The sequence below is a fragment of the Desulfuromonas sp. CSMB_57 genome (assembly GCF_020194955.2).
Taxonomy (GTDB): Bacteria; Desulfobacterota; Desulfuromonadia; order Desulfuromonadales; family Syntrophotaleaceae; genus JAFCIY02.
Genome location: NZ_JAFCIY020000023.1, coordinates 190,196 through 214,194, shown reverse-complemented (window position 1 = coordinate 214,194; position 23,999 = coordinate 190,196). Strand labels below are relative to the sequence as shown.

Annotated in this window: 19 protein-coding genes; 15 read left to right on the top strand and 4 right to left on the bottom strand. The window is 61.8% G+C overall.

All coding sequences use genetic code 11. The features are described 5' to 3' along the window. Nucleotides 1–62: 62 nt before the first annotated feature. On the top strand, nt 63–1,826 hold the full coding sequence (locus JQN68_RS07050) for a putative bifunctional diguanylate cyclase/phosphodiesterase (protein WP_249621082.1): 1,764 nt from the start codon (nt 63–65) through the stop codon (nt 1,824–1,826). Nucleotides 1,827–1,860: 34 nt separating this feature from the next. Here the strand turns inward: JQN68_RS07050 and purT are convergent, their stop codons facing one another. From purT to JQN68_RS14625, 3 genes are read right to left on the bottom strand one after another with little or no spacing between them, the layout of a single operon-like run. Next, complete coding sequence (gene purT / locus JQN68_RS07045; RefSeq protein WP_225071695.1) at nt 1,861–3,054, bottom strand: formate-dependent phosphoribosylglycinamide formyltransferase; 1,194 nt, start codon at nt 3,052–3,054, stop codon at nt 1,861–1,863. A 17-nt stretch (nt 3,055–3,071) separates the two neighbouring features. Next, nucleotides 3,072–3,962 carry a phosphoribosylaminoimidazolesuccinocarboxamide synthase gene (locus JQN68_RS07040; protein WP_225071696.1) on the bottom strand — a complete coding sequence of 297 codons (891 nt, stop codon included), beginning with the start codon at nt 3,960–3,962 and terminating at the stop codon, nt 3,072–3,074. Further along, nucleotides 3,959–5,893, bottom strand: coding sequence for a SurA N-terminal domain-containing protein (locus JQN68_RS14625; protein ID WP_283775420.1), 1,935 nt, complete (start codon nt 5,891–5,893; stop codon nt 3,959–3,961). Before JQN68_RS14625 ends, JQN68_RS07040 begins: the two co-directional genes overlap by 4 nt. 206 nt (nt 5,894–6,099) lie before the next feature. Between JQN68_RS14625 and JQN68_RS07030 the strand changes: the two genes are divergently transcribed. From JQN68_RS07030 to mdh, 14 genes are all read left to right on the top strand, one after another. Further along, entirely contained in the window at nt 6,100–7,143 is a 1,044-nt protein-coding gene (locus JQN68_RS07030; RefSeq protein WP_225071697.1) for a rod shape-determining protein, read from the top strand. A 90-nt stretch (nt 7,144–7,233) separates the two neighbouring features. Beyond that, on the top strand, nt 7,234–8,052 hold the full coding sequence (mreC, locus tag JQN68_RS07025; protein WP_225071698.1) for a rod shape-determining protein MreC: 819 nt from the start codon (nt 7,234–7,236) through the stop codon (nt 8,050–8,052). Beyond that, the gene (gene mreD, locus JQN68_RS07020; RefSeq protein ID WP_225071699.1) at nt 8,049–8,567 is read left to right on the top strand and encodes a rod shape-determining protein MreD; all 519 of its coding nucleotides are present in this window, start codon (nt 8,049–8,051) and stop codon (nt 8,565–8,567) included. The genes mreC and mreD overlap by 4 nt, the downstream gene beginning before the upstream one ends. After that, nucleotides 8,564–10,522 (top strand): penicillin-binding protein 2, encoded by a 1,959-nt coding sequence (gene mrdA / locus JQN68_RS07015; RefSeq protein WP_225071700.1) that lies wholly within the window; start codon nt 8,564–8,566, stop codon nt 10,520–10,522. The genes mreD and mrdA overlap by 4 nt, the downstream gene beginning before the upstream one ends. A 5-nt stretch (nt 10,523–10,527) precedes the next feature. After that, nucleotides 10,528–11,625, top strand: a complete 1,098-nt coding sequence (gene rodA / locus JQN68_RS07010) for a rod shape-determining protein RodA (RefSeq protein ID WP_225071701.1) — start codon at nt 10,528–10,530, stop codon at nt 11,623–11,625. A 28-nt stretch (nt 11,626–11,653) separates the two neighbouring features. Further along, nucleotides 11,654–12,559, top strand: coding sequence for an HDOD domain-containing protein (locus JQN68_RS07005; RefSeq protein ID WP_225071702.1), 906 nt, complete (start codon nt 11,654–11,656; stop codon nt 12,557–12,559). Between the two features lie 107 nt (nt 12,560–12,666). Beyond that, a complete protein-coding gene (locus JQN68_RS07000; protein ID WP_225071703.1) occupies nt 12,667–12,843 on the top strand; it encodes a hypothetical protein in 177 nt (58 codons plus the stop codon). 46 nt (nt 12,844–12,889) lie between these two features. Continuing rightward, complete coding sequence (locus tag JQN68_RS06995; RefSeq protein ID WP_225071704.1) at nt 12,890–15,232, top strand: DNA internalization-related competence protein ComEC/Rec2; 2,343 nt, start codon at nt 12,890–12,892, stop codon at nt 15,230–15,232. A gap of 55 nt (nt 15,233–15,287) precedes the next feature. Then, nucleotides 15,288–16,670 carry a GGDEF domain-containing response regulator gene (locus JQN68_RS06990; RefSeq protein WP_225071705.1) on the top strand — a complete coding sequence of 461 codons (1,383 nt, stop codon included), beginning with the start codon at nt 15,288–15,290 and terminating at the stop codon, nt 16,668–16,670. 232 nt (nt 16,671–16,902) lie between these two features. Then, the gene (gene hisS, locus JQN68_RS06985) at nt 16,903–18,141 is read left to right on the top strand and encodes a histidine--tRNA ligase (protein WP_225071709.1); all 1,239 of its coding nucleotides are present in this window, start codon (nt 16,903–16,905) and stop codon (nt 18,139–18,141) included. 114 nt (nt 18,142–18,255) lie between these two features. Further along, nucleotides 18,256–20,046 (top strand): aspartate--tRNA ligase, encoded by a 1,791-nt coding sequence (gene aspS / locus JQN68_RS06980; protein WP_225071706.1) that lies wholly within the window; start codon nt 18,256–18,258, stop codon nt 20,044–20,046. An 88-nt stretch (nt 20,047–20,134) separates the two neighbouring features. After that, nucleotides 20,135–20,785 (top strand): LysM peptidoglycan-binding domain-containing protein, encoded by a 651-nt coding sequence (locus tag JQN68_RS06975; RefSeq protein WP_225071710.1) that lies wholly within the window; start codon nt 20,135–20,137, stop codon nt 20,783–20,785. A 100-nt stretch (nt 20,786–20,885) separates the two neighbouring features. Beyond that, the gene (icd, locus tag JQN68_RS06970) at nt 20,886–22,295 is read left to right on the top strand and encodes an NADP-dependent isocitrate dehydrogenase (RefSeq protein ID WP_225071707.1); all 1,410 of its coding nucleotides are present in this window, start codon (nt 20,886–20,888) and stop codon (nt 22,293–22,295) included. A 101-nt stretch (nt 22,296–22,396) separates the two neighbouring features. Next, complete coding sequence (mdh, locus tag JQN68_RS06965; protein WP_225072894.1) at nt 22,397–23,356, top strand: malate dehydrogenase; 960 nt, start codon at nt 22,397–22,399, stop codon at nt 23,354–23,356. Between the two features lie 267 nt (nt 23,357–23,623). Here mdh and JQN68_RS06960 read toward each other — a convergent pair whose 3' ends face one another. Further along, the gene (locus JQN68_RS06960; RefSeq protein WP_225072893.1) at nt 23,624–23,962 is read right to left on the bottom strand and encodes a transcriptional regulator; all 339 of its coding nucleotides are present in this window, start codon (nt 23,960–23,962) and stop codon (nt 23,624–23,626) included. Nucleotides 23,963–23,999: the final 37 nt, after the last annotated feature.

Here is a 23,999-nt window from a genome sequence, read left to right as displayed (position 1 = left end):
CTTGGTCCGTGCCGGCGTGGCCCATTCCAAGCCTCCGGATGGGTCAACCCTGCGAGAGTCCCATGACGCCGACATTTGACCTGGAAGCGCCCCTGCTGCTCATGGCCGTCACCGATCCCTGGACTCGAACCAAGGTCCGCCGAGCCCTGCAGACGGCAGGTTACCGCCTGGTTGAAACGGCCAGCGCCGCAGCGGTCCTGGCAAACTTGCGGCAGACCCGGCCGGCCCTGATATTGCTGGATTGTGCCTTGGCCGACCAGGATGGGTTTCAAACCTGCGGCCAATTGCGTAGCCTCATCGAAGTCGCCAATCTACCCATCCTGCTGCTGACGGAGCGCACCGATCTGAGGGGTGCCCAAAGGGCGTTTGATGCCGGCGCAACAGACTCCATGGTCAAGCCAATCAGCGGCCGGCAGCTTTGTTTTCGAGTCAAAACCCTGCTGCAACTGCAGCAGGCCGTCACCGACCTGCAAAATGCCCAAAGCCGGATCCGCCAACTCAGACGCACCGACCATCTCACCACACTGGCCAATTCCAGCCGATTTCGGACCCACCTCAACCGATTTTTGGCTTCGGCCCCAACCAACACAACGTTAACTTTGCTATACCTCGATCTGGACCGCTTCAAGCGGATCAACGACACCCTTGGCCATCTCACCGGGGATCGGGTGCTGATCCAGATCGCCCAGCGGATTCAAGGGGCCCTGGCATCGGCCATCGCGGAGGGCCTGCTCCCCTGCGCCTTGGAAGAATGTTGCTGCGCGCGCTTTGGCGGCGATGAATTCGCCGTCATGCTGCCCGGAATCGACCCCCAACAGGTTGCCCCGCAACTGGCCCATCAATTGTTATCCTGCCTGACCCAACCCTTTGCCGTGGACGGCTACGAAGTGGTCATGACAGCCAGCCTGGGTATCAGCCATTTTCCCGGCGACACCCGGGATCCGGACACCCTGCTGAAAAATGCCGCCACCGCGGCCTATCACGCCAAACAGCAAGGGGGCAACAATAGCCAGATTTTTCAACCCAATCTGCTGGGGGGAAGCGCCGGCCGACTGCGCATGGAAAACGAACTGCGCAAGGCTTTGCACAACGGCGAACTGGCCCTGTATTTTCAACCACAGGTGGCCTTGAAGGATCATCGACTGTTCGGGGCCGAAGCGTTGCTGCGCTGGCATCATCCGCGTCTCGGCACCCTGCTGCCGGGTTCGTTCCTGCCCATCGCCATGGAATCGGGACTGATTGTGGACATCGACGAATGGGTTTGGAAGCAAGCCTGTCGGCAACTGGCGGATTGGCAGAAGCAAGGCTGGGGGGATTTGCATCTGTCCGTCAATCTTTCCGGTCAACTTTATTGGCAAAGCCGGTGCATTGAATCCCTGCTTTGCATCCTTCGCTCCTCCGGTGCCGATCCCTGCCGCCTGGAAATCGAACTGACCGAAAACACCCTCATGCGCAGGGACCGGGTCACATTGGATTTTCTCGGCCATTTCAAAGCACTGGGGGCACAGATTGCCATTGACGATTTCGGTACCGGTTTTTCATCCCTCGGCTACCTGAAGGATTTTCCGGTCGACACCCTGAAAATTGATCGTTCATTCATTCGGGGCCTGGATGAAGAGGGAGACCCCTGCCCCATCATCGATGCGATCCTGGCCATGGGCAAGAGTATGGGGCTGAGGGTGGTATGCGAGGGAATCGAAAACAAGTTTCAACTGGCGGCATTGAAGGAACTGGGGTGCCCCTTCGGCCAAGGATTCTATCTGGGACGTCCCATGCCGGATGCGCTCTTTACCCGGCATTGGCACCTGCATAAAGCTTCGGTGTAAAAAAACCGGCCGATATTTACCGGCCGGTTTTGTGTCAATCCTGGGAGCCTGCCGCCGGCATGACCCGAATGGCAGCGGCTGCCCGGGCTGCCCGCTCGCGGGCCGAAGCTACGTCGTCGGCAACCGAGAGCGCCACCGCCATGCGCCGTCCCGGCCTGGAATCGGGCTTGCCGAACAGGCGCACCTTGGTATCGGGCACCTCCAGCGCCGCTGCCACACCTTCGAAGGTGACTTCCGCGGCACTCTCGGCAGCCAGCACCACGTGGGACGCGCCCGGTGCCAGCAGCTTGATTTCGGGCACCGGCAAACCGAGTACCGCCCGCACATGCAACTCGAATTCGGACAGGTTCTGGGTCACCATGGTGACCATGCCGGTATCGTGAGGTCGCGGCGATACCTCACTGAAAAACACCTGGTCGCCGCGAATGAAAAATTCCACCCCGAAGATGCCGGTACCACCCAGGGCCTCGGTCACCGCTTTGGCCTGGCACTGCGCTTCGGCCAGGGCCGCCGCCGACATGGCCATGGGCTGCCAGGACTCCTGGTAGTCGCCCTTCTCCTGGACATGGCCGATGGGCGGGCAGAAGCTGGTGCCGCCCGCATGGCGGACCGTCAGCAGGGTAATCTCGTAGTCAAAGGCGATGAATTCCTCGATGATGACCCGTTCCCCGGCGCCGCGGGCGCCCTGCCGGGCGTAGTCCCAGGCGGCCGCCACATCCTCGGCCCGCCGCACGGTGCTTTGACCCTTGCCGGAAGAACTCATGATGGGCTTGACCACGCAGGGCAAACCGATGGCTTCGATACTCCGGGCAAATTCATCGAAACTGGAGGCAAAGGCATAGCGGGCCGTGGGCAGGCCCAGGGTTTCCGCCGCCAGGCGCCGGATGCCTTCCCGGTTCATGGTCAGGTTGGTGGCCCGGGCGGTAGGGATGACCCGGAACCCCTGCTGCTCCAGTTCCAGCAGATATTCCGTATTGATGGCCTCGATTTCGGGAACGATGAGATCCGGCCGTTCGGCCCGGATGACCCGCTCCAGTTCGGCGCGGTCCAGCATATCCACCACATGGCTGCGATGGGCCACCTGCATGGCCGGTGCGTTGGGATAGCGATCGACGGCGATGGTTTCAATGCCCAGACGCTGGGCCTCGATGATGACTTCCTTGCCCAGTTCGCCGCTGCCAAGCATCAGCAGACGCGTGGCGCTGTTTTTCAAAGGGGTACCGATCATGTCAGGCTCCGTTGGATTCAGACCTCGCGGCCGGTGATCCGCTTCAGGGCTTCAAGATATTTTTCCGAAGTCTTGCGTACGATTTCCTCCGGCAGGCGCGGCGCCGGCGGCTGCTTGTTCCAGTCCAGGGTTTCCAGGTAATCGCGCAGAAACTGCTTGTCGAAACTGGGCTGAGCGGCGCCGGGGCAATACTGGTCGCGCGGCCAGAAGCGCGAGGAGTCGGGGGTCAGTGCTTCATCGATCCAGATCAGCTTGCCGTCCACCAACCCGAATTCGAATTTGGTGTCGGCCAGAATGATGCCTTTGGCTTCCAGTTCCCGACGACCCAGATCATAGATCTTCAGGGCCGCATCCCGAGCCTGTCCGGCCACCTCCTCGCCACACAGTCCGACGGCCTGGGCAAAAGAGATATTTTCGTCGTGAGCACCCAGCTCGGCTTTGGTCGAAGGGGTGAAGATGGCCTCCGGCAGCCGATCGCCGTCGCGCAGACCGGCCGGCAGCGGAATGCCGCACACGGTTCCCTGCGCACGGTATTCTTTCCACCCGGATCCGGCCAGATAACCGCGAACGATGCATTCGATGGGCAGCGGACGGGCTTTGCGCACCACCATGCTGCGGCCGGCGAGTTGCTCCCGGTAGGGCTGCAGAACGGCCGGAAAGTCATCCGTTTCCGTCGCCAGCAGATGGTTGGGGATGATATCGGCCATGTGCTCGAACCAGAAACGGGAAATCTGGGTCAGCACAAAACCCTTGTAGGGAATCCCCTCGTTCATCACTACGTCAAAGGCGGAGATGCGATCGGTGGTGACAATGAGCAGGGACTCGCCCAGATCGTAAATGTCGCGGACCTTGCCTCGATTGACCAGATTCAATCCCGGCAGTTCACTTTGTAACAGCAGCGGCATCATAATGCTTTATTTCCTCCCAAGGCATTCTGTAACACTGGATCGATTTCGATACGGGCTTCGGCCCGCAAGGTTTTCAAGCGTTCTTCGAGTAATTTGCGTTGCTGGCGGGCCAGCAGTTCCTGTTCCAGGGCCTGTCGCACCGTTGCGGTCAAACCGGTCATATCCGTCGGGCGCCAATCCTTGCGTTGCACCACCACCCATTGGCCGTCGATGGCCAACACCTGTTCGACCAGGGGTTGTTTTTCGGACAGTTTGAACACCGCCTCGACCAAGGGAGCGGAAACCCCCAGGCCGGGAATATGTTGATCCTCGCCAACCACAAACAATCCCGTTTCGTCCGCCGACACACCGGCCTGCCGGGCGGCCTCGGCCAGGGGCTTGCCGCCCTTGACCGCGTCCAGCAGTTGCTGGGCCGCCGCGCGCGCCAACACCACTCCCTGGCTGCGCCGATAATCCTTTTCCACCGTCTCCCGCACCGCCGTGAAGTCCGGAATCCGGCTCGCCTGCCGCTCGTGCAATGCAAACAGGTACACCCCCTGGGCGCGGTTCATGGGGCGCCCCAACTGCCCTTCACGCAGAGTGAACAGAGCTTCAACCAGTTGGGGATCGGCCAGTCCTTCAGGTTGCTCGCCACGGGCAAACAGTCCGGTCTGCTGAACCTGCAACCCGTCCGTCGACTCCAGGCGGCCCTCCTGACGATGACGCTGATAGGCATCCATGGCCTCTTCCATGGCCAGTTGCCGGGCCCGGTCCTGCCGATAGCCGGCCAATACCTGTTCGCGAACCTCGGCCAGAGGGCGACTGCCGGCTGCGACATGATTTTCGACTCGGATGATATGGAAACCGAGGCCCGTCACCACCAAATCGCTGATTTCGCCGGGCTTGAGGGAAAAGGCCACGTTCTCGAATTCCGGCACCATGGTGCCGCGCGAGAAAAATCCCAAGGCGCCGCCGTTGCCAGCCGTCCGCGCGTCGTCGGAATGGCGCCGGGCCAATTCGGCGAAGTCCTTGCCCCCACGAGCCTCCGCCAGGATCCTGGCGGCCAGTGCCCGCTTTTCAGCACGTTCCTCATCCGGCATGTCGGCACCGACGCGAACCAGGATATGCGCGGCCCGGACCTGCTCCGGAACATAAAACCGATCCTGGTGTCGGCGGTACCAGTCGGCCAATTCAGCGTCGGATGCCTCGACCTGACCGGCAAACCGCTCCGGATCAAAACGCAGATAACGCACCGCAATCCGCTCCGGCAGCCGGTACTGCTCTCGGTTTTCCTCGAAATAGCCGCGCAGCACCTGGTCGTCGACCTTGGCCCGGGCTTGGAAAACCTCCGGCATGAAACGCACGTAAGTCAGATTGACCTGATCGTGACGCCGCCGGTACTCCTGCTCGATATGGGTTTGCTCCACCTTGGCGCCGGCTTCAATGCGGGCCTTGACCTTGTTGAGCAGCAACTGCCGGCCCATCTCCTCCTCGAAGCGATCGGCGGTCATCCGCTGTGCCGCCAGCATGCGCAGATACTTGGCCTTGCTGAAGGCACCCTCTTCCTGAAAATAGGGATTTTCGGCGATGGCGGCAATCAGCTCCTGCTTGCCGACCTTCAGCCCCAATCTGTGGGCTTCCTGAAGCAGCAGGGTCTGCTCGATGAGCGCATCGAGGGCTTGCCGCTCGAGTTGCAGTTGCTGTTCAATCTCGGGCGTGAAACGTTCGCCATACATGCCCAGGTAAAGCCGGCGCAGGTTGTCGTAAGCGGTCTGATAGGCCTCGTGGCTGATGTGGTCGCGATTGACCCGGGCGATGCCCTCACCGCTGCCGCCTGGACCGCCGCCCTTGCCCCAGACCAGAAAGATGGTGCCGACAAAAGCCGCGATAATGGTCCAGAACACGACTTTTATCAACACCGACCGCTGCTTTTTTCTAATCAGGTCAAGCATTACCCATAGGCTCCTTTACTGCGGAAAATGCAACCAAAAATGAAAAGGGAATGTTAGACAATCGGACCCTGAATTGCAACTGGTTTTTCCCTTTTGGCCCTTGAAAAACCGACGGCATTTTGGTAGGGTGAAGCCCATTTTCCTTCCTCACCGTCAACAGACCGGTACCCCGCACGGCAACCGGACGAAAGGAGCCATACTCCGCCATGTTTCACTTTATCGATGCCATTCTCGGCCTGTTCTCCAACGACCTGGCCATCGACCTCGGCACCGCCAACACCCTGGTCTATCTCAAGGGCAAGGGAATTGTGGTCAGCGAGCCTTCCGTGGTCGCCGTCCAGAAGGACCGAATGGGCCAGAGCAAGGTTCTGGCGGTCGGCATGGAGGCCAAAAAAATGCTCGGTCGCACCCCGGGCAGCATCGTCGCCATCCGCCCCATGAAGGACGGTGTCATCGCCGATTTCGATATTACCGAAGAAATGCTGCGCTATTTCATCCAAAAGGTCCACAACCGCAAGACCCTGGTGCGGCCGCGCATCATCATCTGCGTGCCTTCCGGCATCACCCAGGTGGAAAAACGCGCCGTCAAGGAATCGGCCGAATCCGCCGGCGCGCGTGAAGTCTACCTGATTGAAGAGCCCATGGCCGCCGCCATCGGCGCCGGACTGCCCATCACCGAAGCCTCCGGCAACATGATTGTCGACATCGGCGGCGGCACCACGGAAGTGGCCGTCATCTCCCTGGCCGGAGTGGTTTATGCCAAGAGCGTGCGGGTCGGCGGCGACAAACTGGACGAAGCCATCGTCCAGCACCTGAAACGCAAATACAATCTGCTCATCGGCGAACGCACCGCCGAACAGATCAAGATCGAAATCGGCAGTGCCCTGCCCGACAAGGAAATCCGGCGCATGGAAGTCAAGGGCCGCGACCTGGTTTCCGGCATCCCCAAAACCCTGGAGATCGATTCGAGCGAAATCCTCGAAGCCCTGACCGAAACCGTCAACGCCATTGTCGAAGCGGTGCGCGTGGCCCTGGAGCGCACTCCGCCGGAGTTGGCCGCGGACATCGTCGACAAGGGCATCGTTCTGGCCGGCGGCGGCGCTTATCTGCGCAACCTCGATTTGTTGCTGCGTGAAGAAACCGGCCTGCCGGTGGTCATCGCCGAGGATCCCCTGTCCTGCGTCGCCCTCGGCTCGGGCAAGGTCCTGGATGAGCTCGATCTGCTGCGCCGGGTCACCGTCTCGTCCTGACGGTCGTTCTTTTTGCCACCCATCCATTGTCGATGATTCTGTCAAAAGGGGGCCGATGCCCTCTTTTGCGTTGGCGCTCCGGAATGTGACATGCTGGAATTCCTCAGAAAATACCGGACTCCGCTGACCGTGCTCGGCCTGCTGCTGACAGCCTTGCTCATCTACTCGGCCAACCTGCGGGAAAAACCCCGGACCAGTGCGGTGGAGCGTACGGTCCTGACCGCCATGGGTCCGCTGCTGCGCGGCGTGGACGCCGTCACCGGCAGCATCGGCCAGGTCTGGACCCGTTATTTCTGGCTGGTTGAAACCGCCCGGGAAAATGAGCGACTGCGGGCCGAAAACCGCCGTTTGCGGGCCGAGTTCAAAACCCACAGCGAGTTGCGCCTGGCCAACCAGCGTCTGCAAAAACTCCTGGGACTGCGACAGGAAGCAGGTCTGAACGCGGTCGGCGCGCGGGTTATCGGCGAGGACGCGAGCAGCCTGTTCCGCACCGTCGTCATCGACAAGGGTCGCCGTGACGGGTTGCGGGAAGGCCTGCCGGTGATCGTCGCCGAAGGAGTGGTGGGCCGCATCATCCGCTGTGCCGAGCGGGAAGCCCGGGTACTGCTGGTCACCGATGCTTCCTCGGCCATGGCCGTCCTGGTCCAACGCAGCCGGGCGCGTGCCATCTGCCGCGGCCACGGCAACGGCTTGAGCATGGATTACGCCCTGTTGCAGGAAGATATCGTGCCGGGCGACCTGGTGCTGACTGCCGGAACCGGTGGAATTTTCCCCAAAGGCCTGCCGGTGGCCACGGTCCTGCGCATCGACGAGAGCAAATACGGCCTGTTCCAAACCATCCGACTTGTTCCGGCGGTGGACTTTTCCCGCCTCGAAGAGGTTTTGGTGCTGCTGGATCCGCAACCATGAAGAAGCTTTTTTGGGTACTTCTGCTCGGGTTTTTGCTGCTGTTCCTGGAAACCCTGCCTCCTTCCCGTCTGGCTTGCAAACCGGATCTGCTGCTCCTGCTGGTCATTTCCCTGGGGCTGCGACAGACTTGGCTGACGGGAGGGACCGCCGCTCTGCTGTTGGGCATTCTGCGCGACTGCATGAGCGGATCGGAACTCGGCCTGCACGGCCTGGTGTTCCTGCTGCTGTTCTTCACGGTCCGCGCCATGGCCGAGCACCTCAACAGTGAAAGCCCTTTGCTGCTCGTGTTTCTGGTGCTGACCGGCACCTTGTGGCAATCGCTGCTGCTGATTTTCATTTTTGCATTTCTGACCGAAGCCAACGGCTATTGGGCTCTGCTGCTGCGGCAGTATCCCCTCCAGGCCCTGGTCAATCTGGCCGCGACCACGGCCTTCCTGATGCTGGTCGGATTCTGGCGGCGCGGCCGCCAGCGCGGCTCCCGACGTCCCGGCAGCCTGCTGCGGGGGCGGCCATGAGTCTCAATTCCGGTTGGACCGGAAATCCCCTGCTGAAAAAGCGGTTCGTCGTTCTGGCTCTGTGCGCAACCGGTTTTTTCCTGCTGCTCGTCCTGCGCCTCTGGTACCTGCAAATCATCCGGGCGGACCATTATCGGAATCTGGCCGAGCGCAATCGAACCCGCTACATCCCCATCGTTGCGCCGCGCGGCGGCATTTACGACCGGAACGGCCAACTCCTGGCCGACAATCGGCCGGCTTTTGATATCTCTGTTCTGCGCCAGGAGGTGGACGATCCCGAAGCACTTCTGAATCGTCTCAGCGTCTTGTTGGAACTGGATGTCGAGGTTCTCAAGGAGCGCTGGCAGGCAGGACTGCGCGGCCCTCGTTTCCGCCCCGTACCCCTGGCTCGGGATGTCGAGCGCCCGGTCCTGGAACGGGTCATGGAAAACACCGTCGATCTCCCCGGCGTCCTGGCAGAGGTGCGGCCGGTACGCTCCTTTCCCCTCGGTCCTCTCGCCCCCCACCTCATCGGCTACCTGGGAGAGGTGACCGAAGAGGAACTGCGCTCCCAAAGCTTTGCCCATTACCAGCCCGGCGATTTCATCGGCAAATCCGGCCTGGAACGAGGCCTGGAGTCCTGGTTGGCCGGCCAGGACGGGGAGCGCCGGGTCGAGGTGGACGTGTTGGGCAAAACCCTGCGCATCCTGCGCACCCAGGAACCGGTTTCCGGGCATCGGGTCTATCTGACCTTAAGGGCCGATGTCCAGGAAGCCGCCCAGCAGGCCTTCGGCGACCGGGCCGGCGCCGCCGTGGTCATGGATGTGCGCACCGGCGAAATACTGGCCATGGTCAGCAAACCCGATTTCGATCCGGCCCAGTTCGCCCGCGGATTGACCAGCAAGGAATGGCAGGCGCTGCAGAATGATTCCCGCCACCCCCTGCAAAACAAATCCCTCCGCGGTCAATATCCGCCGGGCTCGGTGTTCAAGATCGTCACCGCCCTGGCCGCCCTCAAGGCCGGGGTCGCGACGGCCGACACCCGGGTCTACTGCACCGGTGCCAGCAAACTGGGCAACCACACCTTTCGTTGCTGGAAATGGGAAGGCCACGGAGTGACCGATCTCAAAAAGGCCCTCAAGGAAAGCTGTGATGTCTGGTTCTACGAGGTAGCCCAGCAGTTGGGCATCGAACGCCTGGCGGCAACCGCCCGCGAGTTCGGCCTGGGCGAGGAACTCGGCTTTTTGCTTGGAGGAGAACGCAAGGGACTGATTCCCGACCGCCAATGGAAGCGGGCCCGCTTCAACGCCCCCTGGTATCATGGCGAAACGGTCATCGCCGCCATCGGCCAGGGCTATGTATTGACCACCCCCTTGCAGTTGGCGAGCATGATGGCGGCGGTGGCCAACGGCGGCACTGTCTACCGACCGCAGATTGTGCGCCGCATCGAAAATGTTGAAGGCCGGGTGGTCCGCTCTTTCCAACCGCAGATCCTGCAGCGTCACCCGGTGGCACCGGCCCACCTGAAGGCGGTTCATGAAGCCCTGTGGGCGGTGGTCAACGAGCCCGGCGGTACGGCCTGGCAACAGCGCCTGCCGGATCTGCCCTACGCCGGCAAGACCGGCACGGCCCAGGTGGCACGCATGGGCGCCGTGCGCCGGCGGGAGTCGGAGATCCCCTACCATCTGCGCGACCATGCGTTGTTCACGGCCTTTGCACCGGTCGGCAACCCGGAAATCGCCGTCGCCGTCGTGGTGGAACATGGCAGCCACGGCAGCAGCGCCGCCGCGCCCATCGCGCGAGCCATCATCGCCCGTTATTTCAAACTCGAGCAGGACCGGGTGCCGACCCCGCGCACTGCGCTGCCGGCGCCCGCAACGGCCGCCGGTCCTCCCGACGGAACAGATGAAGTTCCGGGCGCGGAACCGCCGGCAGCGGCGGAAGCCGCAGCTCCTTTCACCTCGACCAGCGAGTGATTGCCATGTTCGACCGTCGTTTGCTCACCCATTTCGACTGGGCCCTGCTGTTGGTGGTACTGGTCATTGCCGCCTTGGGCGTGCTCAACCTGGTTGGCGTCACGGCCTCCTGGAGCAGTTCCGCGCTGCCCTACTATCTTAAGCAGATAGCTTGGCTGGGTGTCGGACTGATCATCGTCCTGATCATCTGTTCCGTCGATTACCGGCGTTTGGAACACATGGCCTTTCCTCTCTACGGCATCACCCTGCTACTGCTGGTTTTGGTCCTGGCCGTCGGCCATACCTCCATGGGCGCCACCCGCTGGCTCAACCTGGGGTTTATCAAACTGCAGCCCAGCGAACTGGCCAAGGTCGTCATCATCATTACCATGGCCTGCTATTTTACCCGACACGACCAGCCGCTGCCCTTTTCCCTCCGGGAACTGGCGATTCCCGCGTTGCTCCTGGCTCTCCCGACGGCACTCATCATGAAGCAGCCGGATCTCGGCACGGCCATGATCGTCCTGGCCATCGGCGGCACCATGGCCCTGTTTGCCGGCATCGGCACCCGCACCTTGCTGTTTCTGGCCGCCACCGGCCTGGCGGGAGCCGGCGGCGGCTGGTTCCTGCTGCACGATTACCAGAAGCAACGCATCCTGACATTTCTCAATCCCGAAGGGGACCCCTTGGGTGCCGGCTATCACATTATCCAATCCAAAATTGCTGTCGGCAGCGGCGGTTTTTTCGGAAAAGGATTCATGAAAGGCTCACAGTCGCAACTGTCCTTCCTGCCGGAACGGCATACCGATTTCGCCTTCTCGGTGTTCGCCGAAGAATGGGGTTTCTGGGGCTGCCTGGTTCTGCTGGCACTGTTCCTGCTTATCGTGCTCTGGGGCTTGCGCAGCGGCCGCCATGCCGCCGACCGCTTCGGCACCTTCCTGGCCGTGGGTGTCACCGCCATGCTGTTTTGGCATATCGTCATCAATCTCGGCATGGTCATCGGCCTGTTGCCGGTGGTCGGGGTCCCCCTGCCCCTTTTCTCCTACGGCGGAACCAGCATGATCACCACCATGATCGGAGTCGGCATGCTGCTCAACGTGAGCATGCGACGCTTTAAATTCTGACCATTTTTTAGGAAAGCAGAATCAACAGATGAGCATCAGCCACCTCACGGGGGAAACCTTTTCTCAATGGGCCGAGCAGGATGGGGAACTGGCCAACGCCTTGGCCGCCGTTCAGGACTTGCCCGCCATGACCAATATCCTGAGCGAATTTCTCTGCGCCGTTCAGGATGATGATTGGGAACCGCGCCACATCGCCGCCATCATCACCAGGGATCCGGCCATCACCGCCTGCATCCTGAAGGTTGCCAACAGTTCCCTTTACAGCCTGCAGCGCCAGATCAGCACCCTGGAGGGCGCCATTGCGGTGCTGGGTCTGACCACCATCAAAAGCCTGGTCATGGCGGCCAGTGTGAAAAGCATGAGCCGCCGCTTCGGACTGACCGAGAAGCTGTTGCTGGAAGACGCCATCGGCGGCGCCCTCTGCGCCCGGGCCCTTGCCCGCAAAACCGGCCGTTACGATTCCGAGGAAGCTTTTCTCGGCGGCCTCTTCCGGCATATGGGCAAGATTGCCATGAACAACCTCGCTCCGGACAACTACTCCCGGCTCATCCAGGCGGTTTACAATGGCGAGGGGAATCTGGCGGCCTTGGAACGGAAATATTTTCCCTTCTGCCACGCCGCTATCGGCGCCGCGCTGCTGGACCATTGGCATTTCGCACCAGCCCTGGTAGCCAGCACCCTGTACCACGGCGACCCGCCACCCGAGAACCCTATCGGCCAGGCTGCCGGCACTCTGGCACGCATCGTCGCCGTCGCCGATCACTGCTGCCGACGCCTTGGCATCGGCCTGCGCACGCCCCAGCCCGACCTGGATATTGTCGGCTTGGCGGCCAGCCGGGAACTGGGGCTCGATGCCGATGACATCGAGGCCCTGATCGAGGAAACCCGGGACGCCTTTGAGCAAACTCGTGATTTGTTCCTCGGCTCTGCCTGAGGATCCCGGCCGATCGCAGACCGTTTCCTGCTGCCGCGCCACGGATCTGTGACATATTCTGTCACAATCGCCTCCTATACTGGGGACACCACATCAGGAGGTGTCCCATGATGGAATTGCTGCTACTCCTCGGCGCCCTGTACGCCAGTTGCATCGTACCCGTTGCCGGTCCGGAAAAGCCTGCCAGATCCGAGCCTCATGACCACCTGACCGCAGCCGGTCCCAGTCGGCCGAAGCGACGGTCAGCCGAGCCGGAAACCGTAGCCACGCGTCACCTGGCCTGATCCCGCGGCATTTTCCGGGCGGCCGGCGCAACCGGATGATTTGCGGATGAACCTGATCGCGGTCCTGTCATGTTACGTCACAGGCTTGTTGCTGGCCGCTGTTGCAACCGCCCCCCTGCCGCCCCTGCTGCCCCTGGTGCTGTGGTTGCCGTTGCGGCACCAGCGCCTGGCCGCGGGTTTGCTGGGCCTGTTTTTTATTGGGCTGGGCGGCTCCATGTACGGATTGGTCCGCACCCCGCCGACAGCGACCGACCATGTGCTGACCTATGCGGATGGCGACGCCGCCACCTTTTTCGGCCGGATCGAAAACTTCAACTACGGTCCGGCAGAAGAGTTCCAGGCAGACGTGCAGGTGTATGGCGCCCGGCAGCGGGACGCCATCAAACCCCTGCACGGCAGATTGCGCCTGCGTGGTGAGGCAAGTCCCGGCGACCTGACCGCCGGCGATCGGGTGGCCTTTTCCGCCCGTATCCGGCGCCCCCGAAGCTTCGGAACGCCGGGCGAATTCAATTATCCGCGTTATCTGGCGGCACGCGGCATTCATGCCACCGCCTTTTTGCCCGACCCGTCCTCCATGGTACTGCTGCACCGACCGCCGCCGCAGGGCATGGCCCAGCGCCTGTCACGCCGGCGCGCCCGCCTGGGCCGTACCATCGACCAAACCTTGCCCGAACCTCAGGCGGCCCTGGTACGCTCCCTGGTCATCGGCGACAAATCCGCTCTGAGCAGCGAGCAACGCCAGGTGTTGGCCCGGGCCGGCCTGTCCCACCTGTTCGCCATCTCCGGACTGCATCTCGGTCTGGTGGCCCTGCTCTGCTATGCGCCGGCTCGCACCCTGTACCGGCGCAGTTCCCGGCTCATGCTGCTGGCACCTCCGATAAGGCTGTTGCCGCCCCTCCTGCTGCCCGGATTAGGGTTCTATCTCCACCTGACCGGCGCGGCCCTGGCCACCCAACGGGCTTTGCTGACGGCGGCGGCAGGCACCTGGCTGCTGTGGCGCGGACGCGTCAGCCGCCCCCTCGACGTGCTGCTGGCAGTGTCCCTGCTGCTGCTCGCCTGGCATCCCCTGGCCCTGTTCGAGGCCGGATTTCAGCTCTCCTTTGCCGGCGTACTGGGCATGGTCGTGCTGTTGCCGCGCTGGTCCAGACCCCTGCGGCGGCTGCCCCTCTGGCCGCGACGCCTGCTGCAGGTGCCCCTGGCCACCACGGCTGCCGGTCTGACCACTTTGCCCCTGGTCCTGTGGCACTTTCACATGCTGGCACCGGCCGCTCTGCTGACCAATCTCTGGGCGGTACCTTTCATCGGTTTCGGTGCCGTACCGGCCGGTCTGGGAGGGACGCTCCTGAGTTCCGTCTGGCCGGCTGCCGGGCGGTTCTGTTTCGTCCTGGCGGGAATGCTGACCGAAGCCGCCCTGCGCCCGGCGGCCGCCTTGCTGAATTGGCCGGGCCTGGCCGGTTCCCTGGTGTTCTGGCCTACCAGTCGCCTGGTGGGGCTGAGCCTGCTGGTTCTGGTGCTGCTGCTCCCCGGCGCATGGCGCCGGCGCCGGGCGGCCTGCCTCTGCACCGCCGTGCTGCTGTTTCTATGCCCCCTGTGGCCGGCATCGAACCTGACCGTAACCGCTCTCAGTGTCGGCCAGGGCAATGCCAGCCTGGTCACGGACACTGCCGGCAGGCGCTATTTGATTGACGGGGGCGGCTTTGCCCACAGCCCCTTCGATGTCGGCGAACGCCTCGTGGCACCGGCCCTCGGCCGCCTGGGCGGTCGCCCCCTGTCGGCGGTCATCCTGACTCATGACCATCCCGATCATCGCAACGGCTTAGTGTATGTCCTGGAGCACTATCCGGTGGCTGCTTTCTGGAGCGCCATCCCTTCGGAGCAACTCTGGCCGCCCCTGCGCGAAGTGCTGGAGCGGCGCCGCATTCCCCTGCGCACACTGACCAGGGGCTGGCATACCGTCGCCGCTGCCGAGGCTTCGGCCATTGAACTGTACGTGCCTTGTCAGAACCAGGCCAAGGTAAATGACCGTTCCGTGGTCTTTTACGCCCGCCATGGCCGTGATGGAGTTTTGTTGACCGGCGATTTGGAGGAGGATGGTGTCAGGGACCTGTTGGAACACCGCGGATCTCGGCCGGTAACCCTGCTCAAGCTGCCGCACCATGGCAGCCGCTTTTCCCGCCCCGGTCTGCTGCTGGATGCATTCCGGCCCCAACAGGCCTTTGCCAGCCTCGGCCACCGCAATCCCTTCGGCTTTCCCCATGGGGAGGTCGAACGGGACCTGGCACGGCATGACCTGAGCTTGTGGCGCACCGATGCCCACGGCACTCTGCGATTTACCACCCACGGCGCGGGATGGCGCCCCGCTCATTGGAGCAAAGGGCTTTTCCGTTGACAGTATGATGGCACTTTGCTAGGTTTATCCATCATTTATCCAGGAGAAAAGCCGGATGAAAAAATCAACCGTTCTGGTTGTGGATGACGAGCTTTTCTTTCGCCGACTGTATGCGGATCTATTGATCAGCAACGGTTACCAGGTGGAAACCGTGGCGTCGGGAGAGGACGCCGTGGTGCGCCTGAGAGCCGGCGGCATCGACCTGGCCGTGATCGATCTGGTCATGCCGGGCATCGATGGCCTGGAAGTCCTGGAGCAAGCGCGGCAACTTGAAAATCCCCCCGAGGTGATCCTCGCCACCGGCCATGCCACGGTGGAAACCGCCATTACCGCGCTTAAAAAAGGGGCTCGGGATTACCTGGTCAAGCCCTTCGATCCGGCCGAATTGCTGCATGTGGTGCGCACCTGCGTCGAGCAGCGGCATCTGCTGGATGAAAATACTCACCTGAAAAGCCAGATCCGCCTCTACGAAAAGGGTCAGATCCTCGCCTCCCGCCTGGACTTCGAACAGTTGTTCACTGAAGCCCTGGCCGCCGTGCTGCATGAGACCCAAGGAGGGCGCGGGTTTGCCTGGCTGATGCCGGAAAACGGCGAAATCGAACTGGCGGCCCTGCAGGACCTGCGGGACGAGGAGGCCTTGACGCTGCTGGAAGGGTTGGCTCCGTACCTGGAACAGCCCGGCAAACTGCAGATTCTGACGACGGAGCGGATTTCGAGCCTGCCCCTCCAACCCCCGGGGATGCAGACCATCGGCCTTTTTCCCCTCAGCTCCAGTTACGGATTGTGCGGGGCATTGGCCTTTTGCAACCCCGTCGAGGGGGAATTCCGCAGCCCCCTGCCGAGGGAAAACCTGCTCTTTCTTCTGGAACAGACGGCGTTGGGGTTTGAAAACGCCTGCCGCTACAAAAACGCCCGCGACCTGATTTTCATCGACGATCTGACCGGTCTGCACAATTTTCGCTATCTGCAGGTCATCCTCGATCAGGAGATCCACCGCGCGGAGCGCTATGGTCTGGAATTTTCCCTGATCTTCGTCGATATCGATTTCTTCAAACAGGTCAACGATACCCGCGGACATCTGGCCGGCAGCCAGGCCCTGCGCGAAATCGCCATCCTGCTTCAGCAAAGCGTTCGCGATTCGGATCTGCTGTTCCGTTACGGCGGCGATGAATTTACCGGTTTCCTGGTCGAGACCGGAGCCCAGGGCGCGGCCATCGTCGCGGAACGCATTCGTGCCAGCATCGAAAAACACGAGTTCCTGGCCGGAACGGAGCATCCGGCCCGCCTGACGGCGACCATCGGCTATGCCACCTTTCCCGGTGATGCCAACAGCAAACAGGCCATCATCCACCTGGCCGACCTGGCCATGTATGAAGGCAAGAAGAACCGCAACGTGGTGCGCGGCGCCTGGCAGTTGCAGGCCGAAAAGGACCATTGAGCAACCAGGACTCCTGTTTCGGCTTGCGGGCTGAAACAAGGTCCACGGATGAATTTTTCTAAAATTTCATCCTCCGCAGTTCCGACCCGCCCACCCCTTTCCATAGGAGCGCGGGTCTTATATTGTCCAGAGCGCCGCGGACGGAGGCCGGCCGCATCCTTGCCGGACGCCGTCGCAGGGGCCGTTTTTGATTTCAAGGGGAGCATCCGTGAGCATTACTGGCATCAAGGGAATGAACGACATCCTGCCGGACGAAGTCGGTACCTGGCAGTTTCTGGAACGGGAAGCGCATCGTATCTTCGGACTCTACGGATTCAACGAAATCCGCGTCCCGGTTTTGGAAAAGACCGAGCTGTTCTGCCGCTCCATCGGCGAGGCCACGGACATCGTGGAGAAGGAAATGTATACCTTCGAGGACCGCAGCGGCAACTCTCTGACCCTGCGCCCGGAAGGCACCGCACCGGTCATGCGATCCTTTATCGAACATCGGCTGCATGCCCAGGATCCGGTAGCCAAGCTCTATTACATGGGCCCCATGTTCCGCTATGAACGACCCCAGAAGGGGCGCTACCGTCAGTTCCACCAGATCGGCGCCGAGGCCGTCGGCATCGACGACCCGATGATGGATGCCCAGGTTCTGGCCATGCTCTGCCACTACTTCAAGGCGGTCGGCATCGACCAGGTTTCCTTGCAGATCAATTCCCTCGGCTGCCCGGAATGCCGACCGGCGTATCGTCAGGCCCTGGTGGCATTTCTCGACGAACGCCGGAGCGTCCTGTGCAGCGACTGTCAACGCCGCTGCCAGACCAATCCCCTGCGGGTGCTCGACTGCAAGGTTCCGGCCTGCCAGGAAGCGACGACGGCGGCCCCCTCGGTGCTGGATCATCTGTGCGGCGGCTGCGCCGGGCACTTCAGCCAGGTGCGCAACTACCTGGAAGCCCTTGAGCTGGATTACAGCGTCAATCCTCGCATGGTCCGCGGCCTGGACTATTACACCAAGACCACCTTCGAGATGGTCACCGGCCAACTGGGTTCTCAGAATGCCGTCGCCGCCGGCGGCCGCTATGACGGCCTGATCAGCGATCTGGGCGGACCGGCCTTGCCGGGTATCGGCTTCGCCATGGGCGTCGAACGCCTGGTGCTGCTGAAAAGCCAGAATCCCGCCACCGCCCAACGGCCGGAACTGTTCCTCGCGGCGCTGGGCCAAACCGCCGCCCGTCACTGCTTTCTGCTCATGAACGATTTGCAGCAGCGCGGGCTGAAGGTGGAGATGGATTTTTCCGGCAAAAGCCTCAAGGCGCAAATGCGCCGGGCCGGCAAGCTCAACGCCCGCTATGCCCTGATTGTCGGTGACGACGAACTGGCAGCCGGACAGGCGCCCCTGCGCAACATGGACGATGCCAGCCAGGAAACCGTGGCCCTGCAGGAACTGGCGGCGGTTTTGAACTCCCGCCTGGCGGACTGCTCTTGACGCTGCCGCCCGGCCGCCCTTATACTTGCAAATTCTTCACGTCTGATGACCGTGGCGAATTCCTGTATTCTTTTTGCCGACCCGTAACGGGCCGAACCAATTTAGGAGTTGAACTTGACTGACATACTGGGTGATTGGAAGAGGAGCCACTACTGCGGCCGGATTTCTACGGCCGACATCGGTCGTGAAGTGTGTCTCATGGGCTGGGTCCAGAGACGCCGGGATCACGGCGGCCTGATCTTTATCGATCTGCGGGATCGGGATGGCATCGCCCAGCTGGCCCTGGATCCGGACCGCGATCCCGATGCCCACGGCAAAGCCGAGCGGGTGCGCGGCGAATTCGTCGTGGCGGTGAAAGGCATAGTTTCCGCCCGGCCGGAGGGAACCGTCAATCCGAAGATGGCGACCGGCGAAGTCGAGGTGGAAGTCCGGGAATTGCGGGTGCTCAACAGCGCCCAGACGCCACCCTTCATGATTGAGGATTACGCCGATGTCGCTGAAAACGTACGACTCAAGTACCGCTATCTCGATCTGCGGCGGCCTTCCCTGCAGGGCAACATCCTGCTGCGCCACCGGGTCTCCCAGACGGTCCGCAACTATCTCAACGACCACGGCTTCATCGATATCGAAACCCCGATTCTGACCAAAAGCACCCCGGAAGGCGCCCGCGACTACCTGGTTCCCAGTCGGGTCAATCCCGGCACTTTCTATGCCCTGCCGCAGTCGCCGCAGCTCTTCAAGCAGCTGCTCATGGTTTCCGGGTTCGACCGCTATTACCAGATCGTCAAGTGTTTCCGCGATGAAGACTTGCGGGCCGACCGTCAACCGGAATTCACCCAGATCGACTGCGAAATGAGTTTTGTCGATCGCCAGGATATCATGGACATCATGGAAGGCATGATTGCCAAGGTCTTCCGCGACGCCCTGGGCATCGAACTGACCCTGCCCATGTCCCGCCTGACCTATGCCGAAGCCATGGCCCGCTTCGGCGTGGACAATCCCGATCTGCGTTTTGGCCTGGAACTGGTGGAAATCAGTGCACTGGTCAAGGATTGCGGATTCAAGGTGTTTGCCGACGTGGTCGCCGGCGGCGGCATCGTCAAACTGCTCAATGCCAAGGGCTGCGCCGGGTTTTCCCGCAAGGAACTGGATGATCTGACCGAATTCGTCAAGATCTACGGAGCCAAGGGGCTGGCTTATGTCAAGGTCCAGGCGGACGGCAGCTGGCAGTCGCCCATCGCTAAATTTTTCACCACCGAGGAAATGGACCGCATCGGCAGCGCCGCCGGCCTTGAACCGGGCGATCTGCTGCTGTTCATGGCCGATACCTGGAAGGTGACCAACGAATCCCTGGGCCGGCTGCGCAATCTGCTCGGCCAGAAACTGGGACTGGCCCGCAAGGACGACTACCGATTTGTCTGGATCACCGACTTTCCCCTGCTGGAATGGGATGGGGAAACCCGTCGCCACGTTGCCGTGCACCATCCCTTTACCGCTCCCCTGGACGAGGATCTGCCCCTGCTTGCAACGGAGCCGGGCAAGGCCCGCGCCAAGGCCTACGACCTGGTTCTCAACGGCTCGGAAATCGGCGGCGGCAGCATTCGTATCCACGACCGGGACGTCCAGAACAAGATGTTCTCCCTGATGGGCATCGGTGCCGAGGAAGCCGAGGAAAAATTCGGTTTCCTGCTCAACGCCCTGGCCTATGGCGCCCCGCCCCATGGCGGCATCGCCTTCGGCCTCGATCGACTGATCATGCTGCTGACCGGCTCCGATTCCATCCGTGACGTCATCGCCTTCCCCAAAACTCAGAAGGCCACCTGCCTGATGTCCGAAGCGCCGGGTGAGGTGGACGACCTGCAGCTGCGGGAACTTTCCATCCGTCGGGCGATTCGCAGCAAGTAATGCACCAAACCGGTCCGGCGCCCTGCATGTTGCGGGGTCGCCGGGCTCAGGCGAAAACGGGACCATGGCCGGATACTCTTTGCTCTTAGTGGGACTGCTGCTTCTGGCAGGCGGCTGCGCCAAGCCCCCGAGCCTGCAACTGCAGGCCGCCCGGACGGCTATTGAAGAGGCGCGGGCCGCCGAGGCCCCGGTGTTGGCCCCCACGGAATATCGCTCCGCCCAAGAGGCCTTGCGCAGCGCCGAGGAGTTGATCCAACAGAAAAAATATCGCATGGCCGAAGAGGTGTTGCCCTTTGCCGAAGACTATGCCCGACGGGCCATGCGCATTGCCGAACAGGAACAAGCCAATCGCGAACTGCAGACAATTCGCGCCCAGGAAATTTTGCGTTCCCAGCAACTTCCGGAGGAAAAACCCATCCGGCCGACACCCCAGACCAAGCGCGCCATAACCGCCCGTCCCGTGCCGCCGCCCCAACCCCCCAAACCGCCACCGCCGCCCCTGTATTACCGGGTTCGCGAGGGCGAAACCCTCTGGACGATTGCCGCACGCCGTGAAATTTATGGCGATGCTCTGCTGTGGCCCCTGCTGTACCAGGCCAACCGCGATCAGATTCGCGATCCGCGCCAAATCCACGGCGGACAAACCCTCAACATTCCTCGGGAACTGAAGGAAAGCGAAAAACGGGCTGCCCGGGAGAAAGCCCGACGATCCAAGATTTTTCCGGCTGCCGCGGAGTGACGGTCCGTTCCCGCAGCGCGAGGCCGGCCAAAAAAAAATTATTCCAGCCGCCATGGCACCAAGGTATTTCGACGCCATGCCCAGCAAAGGAAGGTTTGCAATGACTTATCAACACTGCCAGGTTCCCCAAGGTGAAAGCATCAAACTTGAAAACGGCCGTTTGCAGGTTCCCGACCATCCCATCATCCCTTTTATCGAGGGCGATGGCACGGGTCCGGACATCTGGCGGGCCGCGGTGCGGGTGCTTGACGCCGCCGTGGACAAGGCCTACGACGGCCGGCGGGCCATCAGCTGGATGGAAGTCTTCGCCGGCGAAAAGGCCTTCAACCTCGGGCTGGGATGGCTGCCGGAGGAAACCCTGCGCGCCTTCAAGGAGTTCCTGGTCGGCATCAAGGGCCCCCTGACCACCCCCGTCGGCGGTGGTATCCGCTCTCTCAATGTGGCTCTGCGTCAAGAGCTGGATCTCTATGTCTGCCTGCGGCCGGTGCGCTATTTCAATGGCGTTCCGTCCCCGGTGAAACGCCCCCAAGACGTAGATACGGTCATTTTCCGCGAAAACACCGAGGATATCTATGCCGGCATTGAATGGGAAGCCGGTTCTCCGGAAGCCCGAACCGTCATCGAATTCCTCCGTGAGCAGATGAAGGTCGCCAAGATTCCCTTTCCCGACGCCACCGGCATCGGCATCAAGCCCATCTCGCGCCCGCGCACCGAGCGTCTGATTCGCGCCGCCATCGAATACGCCTTGAAGCACGGTCGCCAATCCCTGACGCTGGTGCACAAGGGCAACATCATGAAATATACCGAGGGCGCCTTCAAAAGCTGGGGCTATGAGTTGGCGGCACGGGAATTCCGCAGCCAATGCGTTACCGCGCGGGAAAGCTGGATCCTCGACAACAAGGATCGCAATTCGGCCCTCAGCGACGAAGAGATCGCGCGCATGATCGATCCCGGCTACGACATGATGACCCCCGACCAGCAGCAGGCGGTGCGGGAGGAAGTCGGCGCCACCCTGGCGTCCCTGATGGCCACCCACGGCAATGGCCAATGGCGCGACAAACTGATGATCAAGGATGCCATCGCCGATATCGCCCTGCAGCAGATCCTGACCCGGGCCAAGGAATTCGACGTCATCGCCACCATGAACCTCAACGGCGATTATCTCTCCGACGCCCTGGCCGCCCAGGTCGGCGGCATCGGCATCGCGCCGGGCGCCAATATCAACTACCTGACCGGGCACGCCATCTTCGAAGCCACCCACGGCACGGCCCCGAAATACGCCAACCTCGACAAGGTCAACCCGGGTTCGGTCATCCTGTCCGGGGTGTTGATGCTCGAACATCTCGGCTGGCAGGAGGCGGCCGACATGGTCATTCGATCCATGGAGCAGACCATCGGCGCCAAACAGGTGACCTACGATTTCGAGCGTCTCATGGAGGGCGCCACTCTGCTCAAATGTTCGGAATTCGCCGGGGCGCTGATTGAAAATATGAAAAAGGCTGAAGGCTGAAGGCTGAAGGCTGAAGGCTGAAGGCTGAAGGCTGAAGGCTGAAGGCTGAAGGTATTTTGTCGGGATTGCAACAGCGGCGCAACAGCTGCAATGGAGTTTGCATGGCTAAACCGAAAATCGCCCTGATCGGCGGCGGCCAGATCGGCAGCACCATGGCCACCCTGGCGGCCTTGCGGGAATTGGGCGATGTTGTCCTGTACGATATCGTTCCCGACCTGCCGCAGGGCAAGACCTTGGATCTGGCCCAGGCGGGGCCGGTGGAAAATTTCGATATCCGCCTGACGGGCAGCAACCGCCTGGAGGACATTGCCGGTGCGGCCATCGTCGTGGTCACCGCCGGGGTGCCGCGCAGACCGGGCATGAGCCGCGAGGACCTGGTCGAAACCAATGCCCGCATCATGGCCGCCGTCGCCGCCGGCATTCGTCAGCATGCACCGGAAGCCGTCGTCATCGTGCTGTCCAATCCTCTGGATGCCATGGTCACCCTGTGCCAGCGCCTGACCGGCTTTCCGGCCCATCGCGTCATGGGCATGGCCGGAGTTCTGGACTCGGCCCGCTTCGCCACCTTCATTGCCTGGGAACTGGGCGTATCGGTACGGGATGTGAAGGCCATGGTGCTGGGCGGGCATGGCGACACCATGGTTCCCATCGTGCGGTTTGCCAATGTCAACGGCATTCCGGTCCTGGACCTGTTGACCCGCAAGTACGGGGACGAGGGCCGGGCCCGGGAGGTCATGACGCAACTGGTGGCACGCACCCAAAATGCGGGCGGCGAGGTGGTGGATCTGTTGCGCACCGGCAGCGCCTTCGTCTCGCCGGCCGCCAGTGCCCTGGCCATGGTGGAAGCAGTGCTGCACGATCAGAAACGACTACTGCCGGTTTGCTGCCTGCTGGAAGGCCAGTTCGGGGTACAAGGCTATTATGTCGGAGTGCCCTGCGTACTGGGGGCCGGCGGAGTCGAGCAGATTGTGGAATTCGATTTGACGGATGAGGAACGGCAGCTTTTCCATCATTCCGTCGCGGAGGTGAAAAAACTGGTAGACAGTCTGCCCAGGCTGTAAAAATTCCATCTACGGCGTCCGACCCATCTCCGGCAGGGGCGAACTTTGTTCGCCCCTGTGATATCCATGCGAAAAATCCGGATGCCCCATTCCCCCCTGACCCCGGCTAGTGTCTCGTACGGTTAGTCGTGTCAAGAAATTCTGAGAGATTTTGGTTGTCGGCAAGGCGCGCCGACGCAGGCCTAGCCAGAGTTAAGCCGAGAAGGCGGAACGCAGCCGGCGACCAAAAGGGCCGGAATTTGAAGACAGGACTAACCGCACGGGACACTAGCGTCCCCGCTCCATTTCTTCCGAAGTCAGAAACATGGCCAGCAACTCGCCCACGGTATGCTGTTTTTCCAGCGGATGCCGCAGAGGATGTGCGAAATTGATCCGGTAGCGGTTGCAGCGGCCTTGGCGATGGCGCTGCAGCACCTCACAATCCACCAGATCCTTGATGATTTTCTGGGTTGCCCGTTCCGTAATTCCGACCCGTTGCGCCACTTCCCGCAGCACCGCATCCGGATAACGACCGAGACAGATCAGCACATGGGCATGGTTGTTCAGAAAGGTCCACTGCTTGGGGACCGACTCGGAATTGGTATCATTGTGTACAGCAACATCCACCGTCACCACATTCCTCCGCAGGCAAGGGATGCAAAGC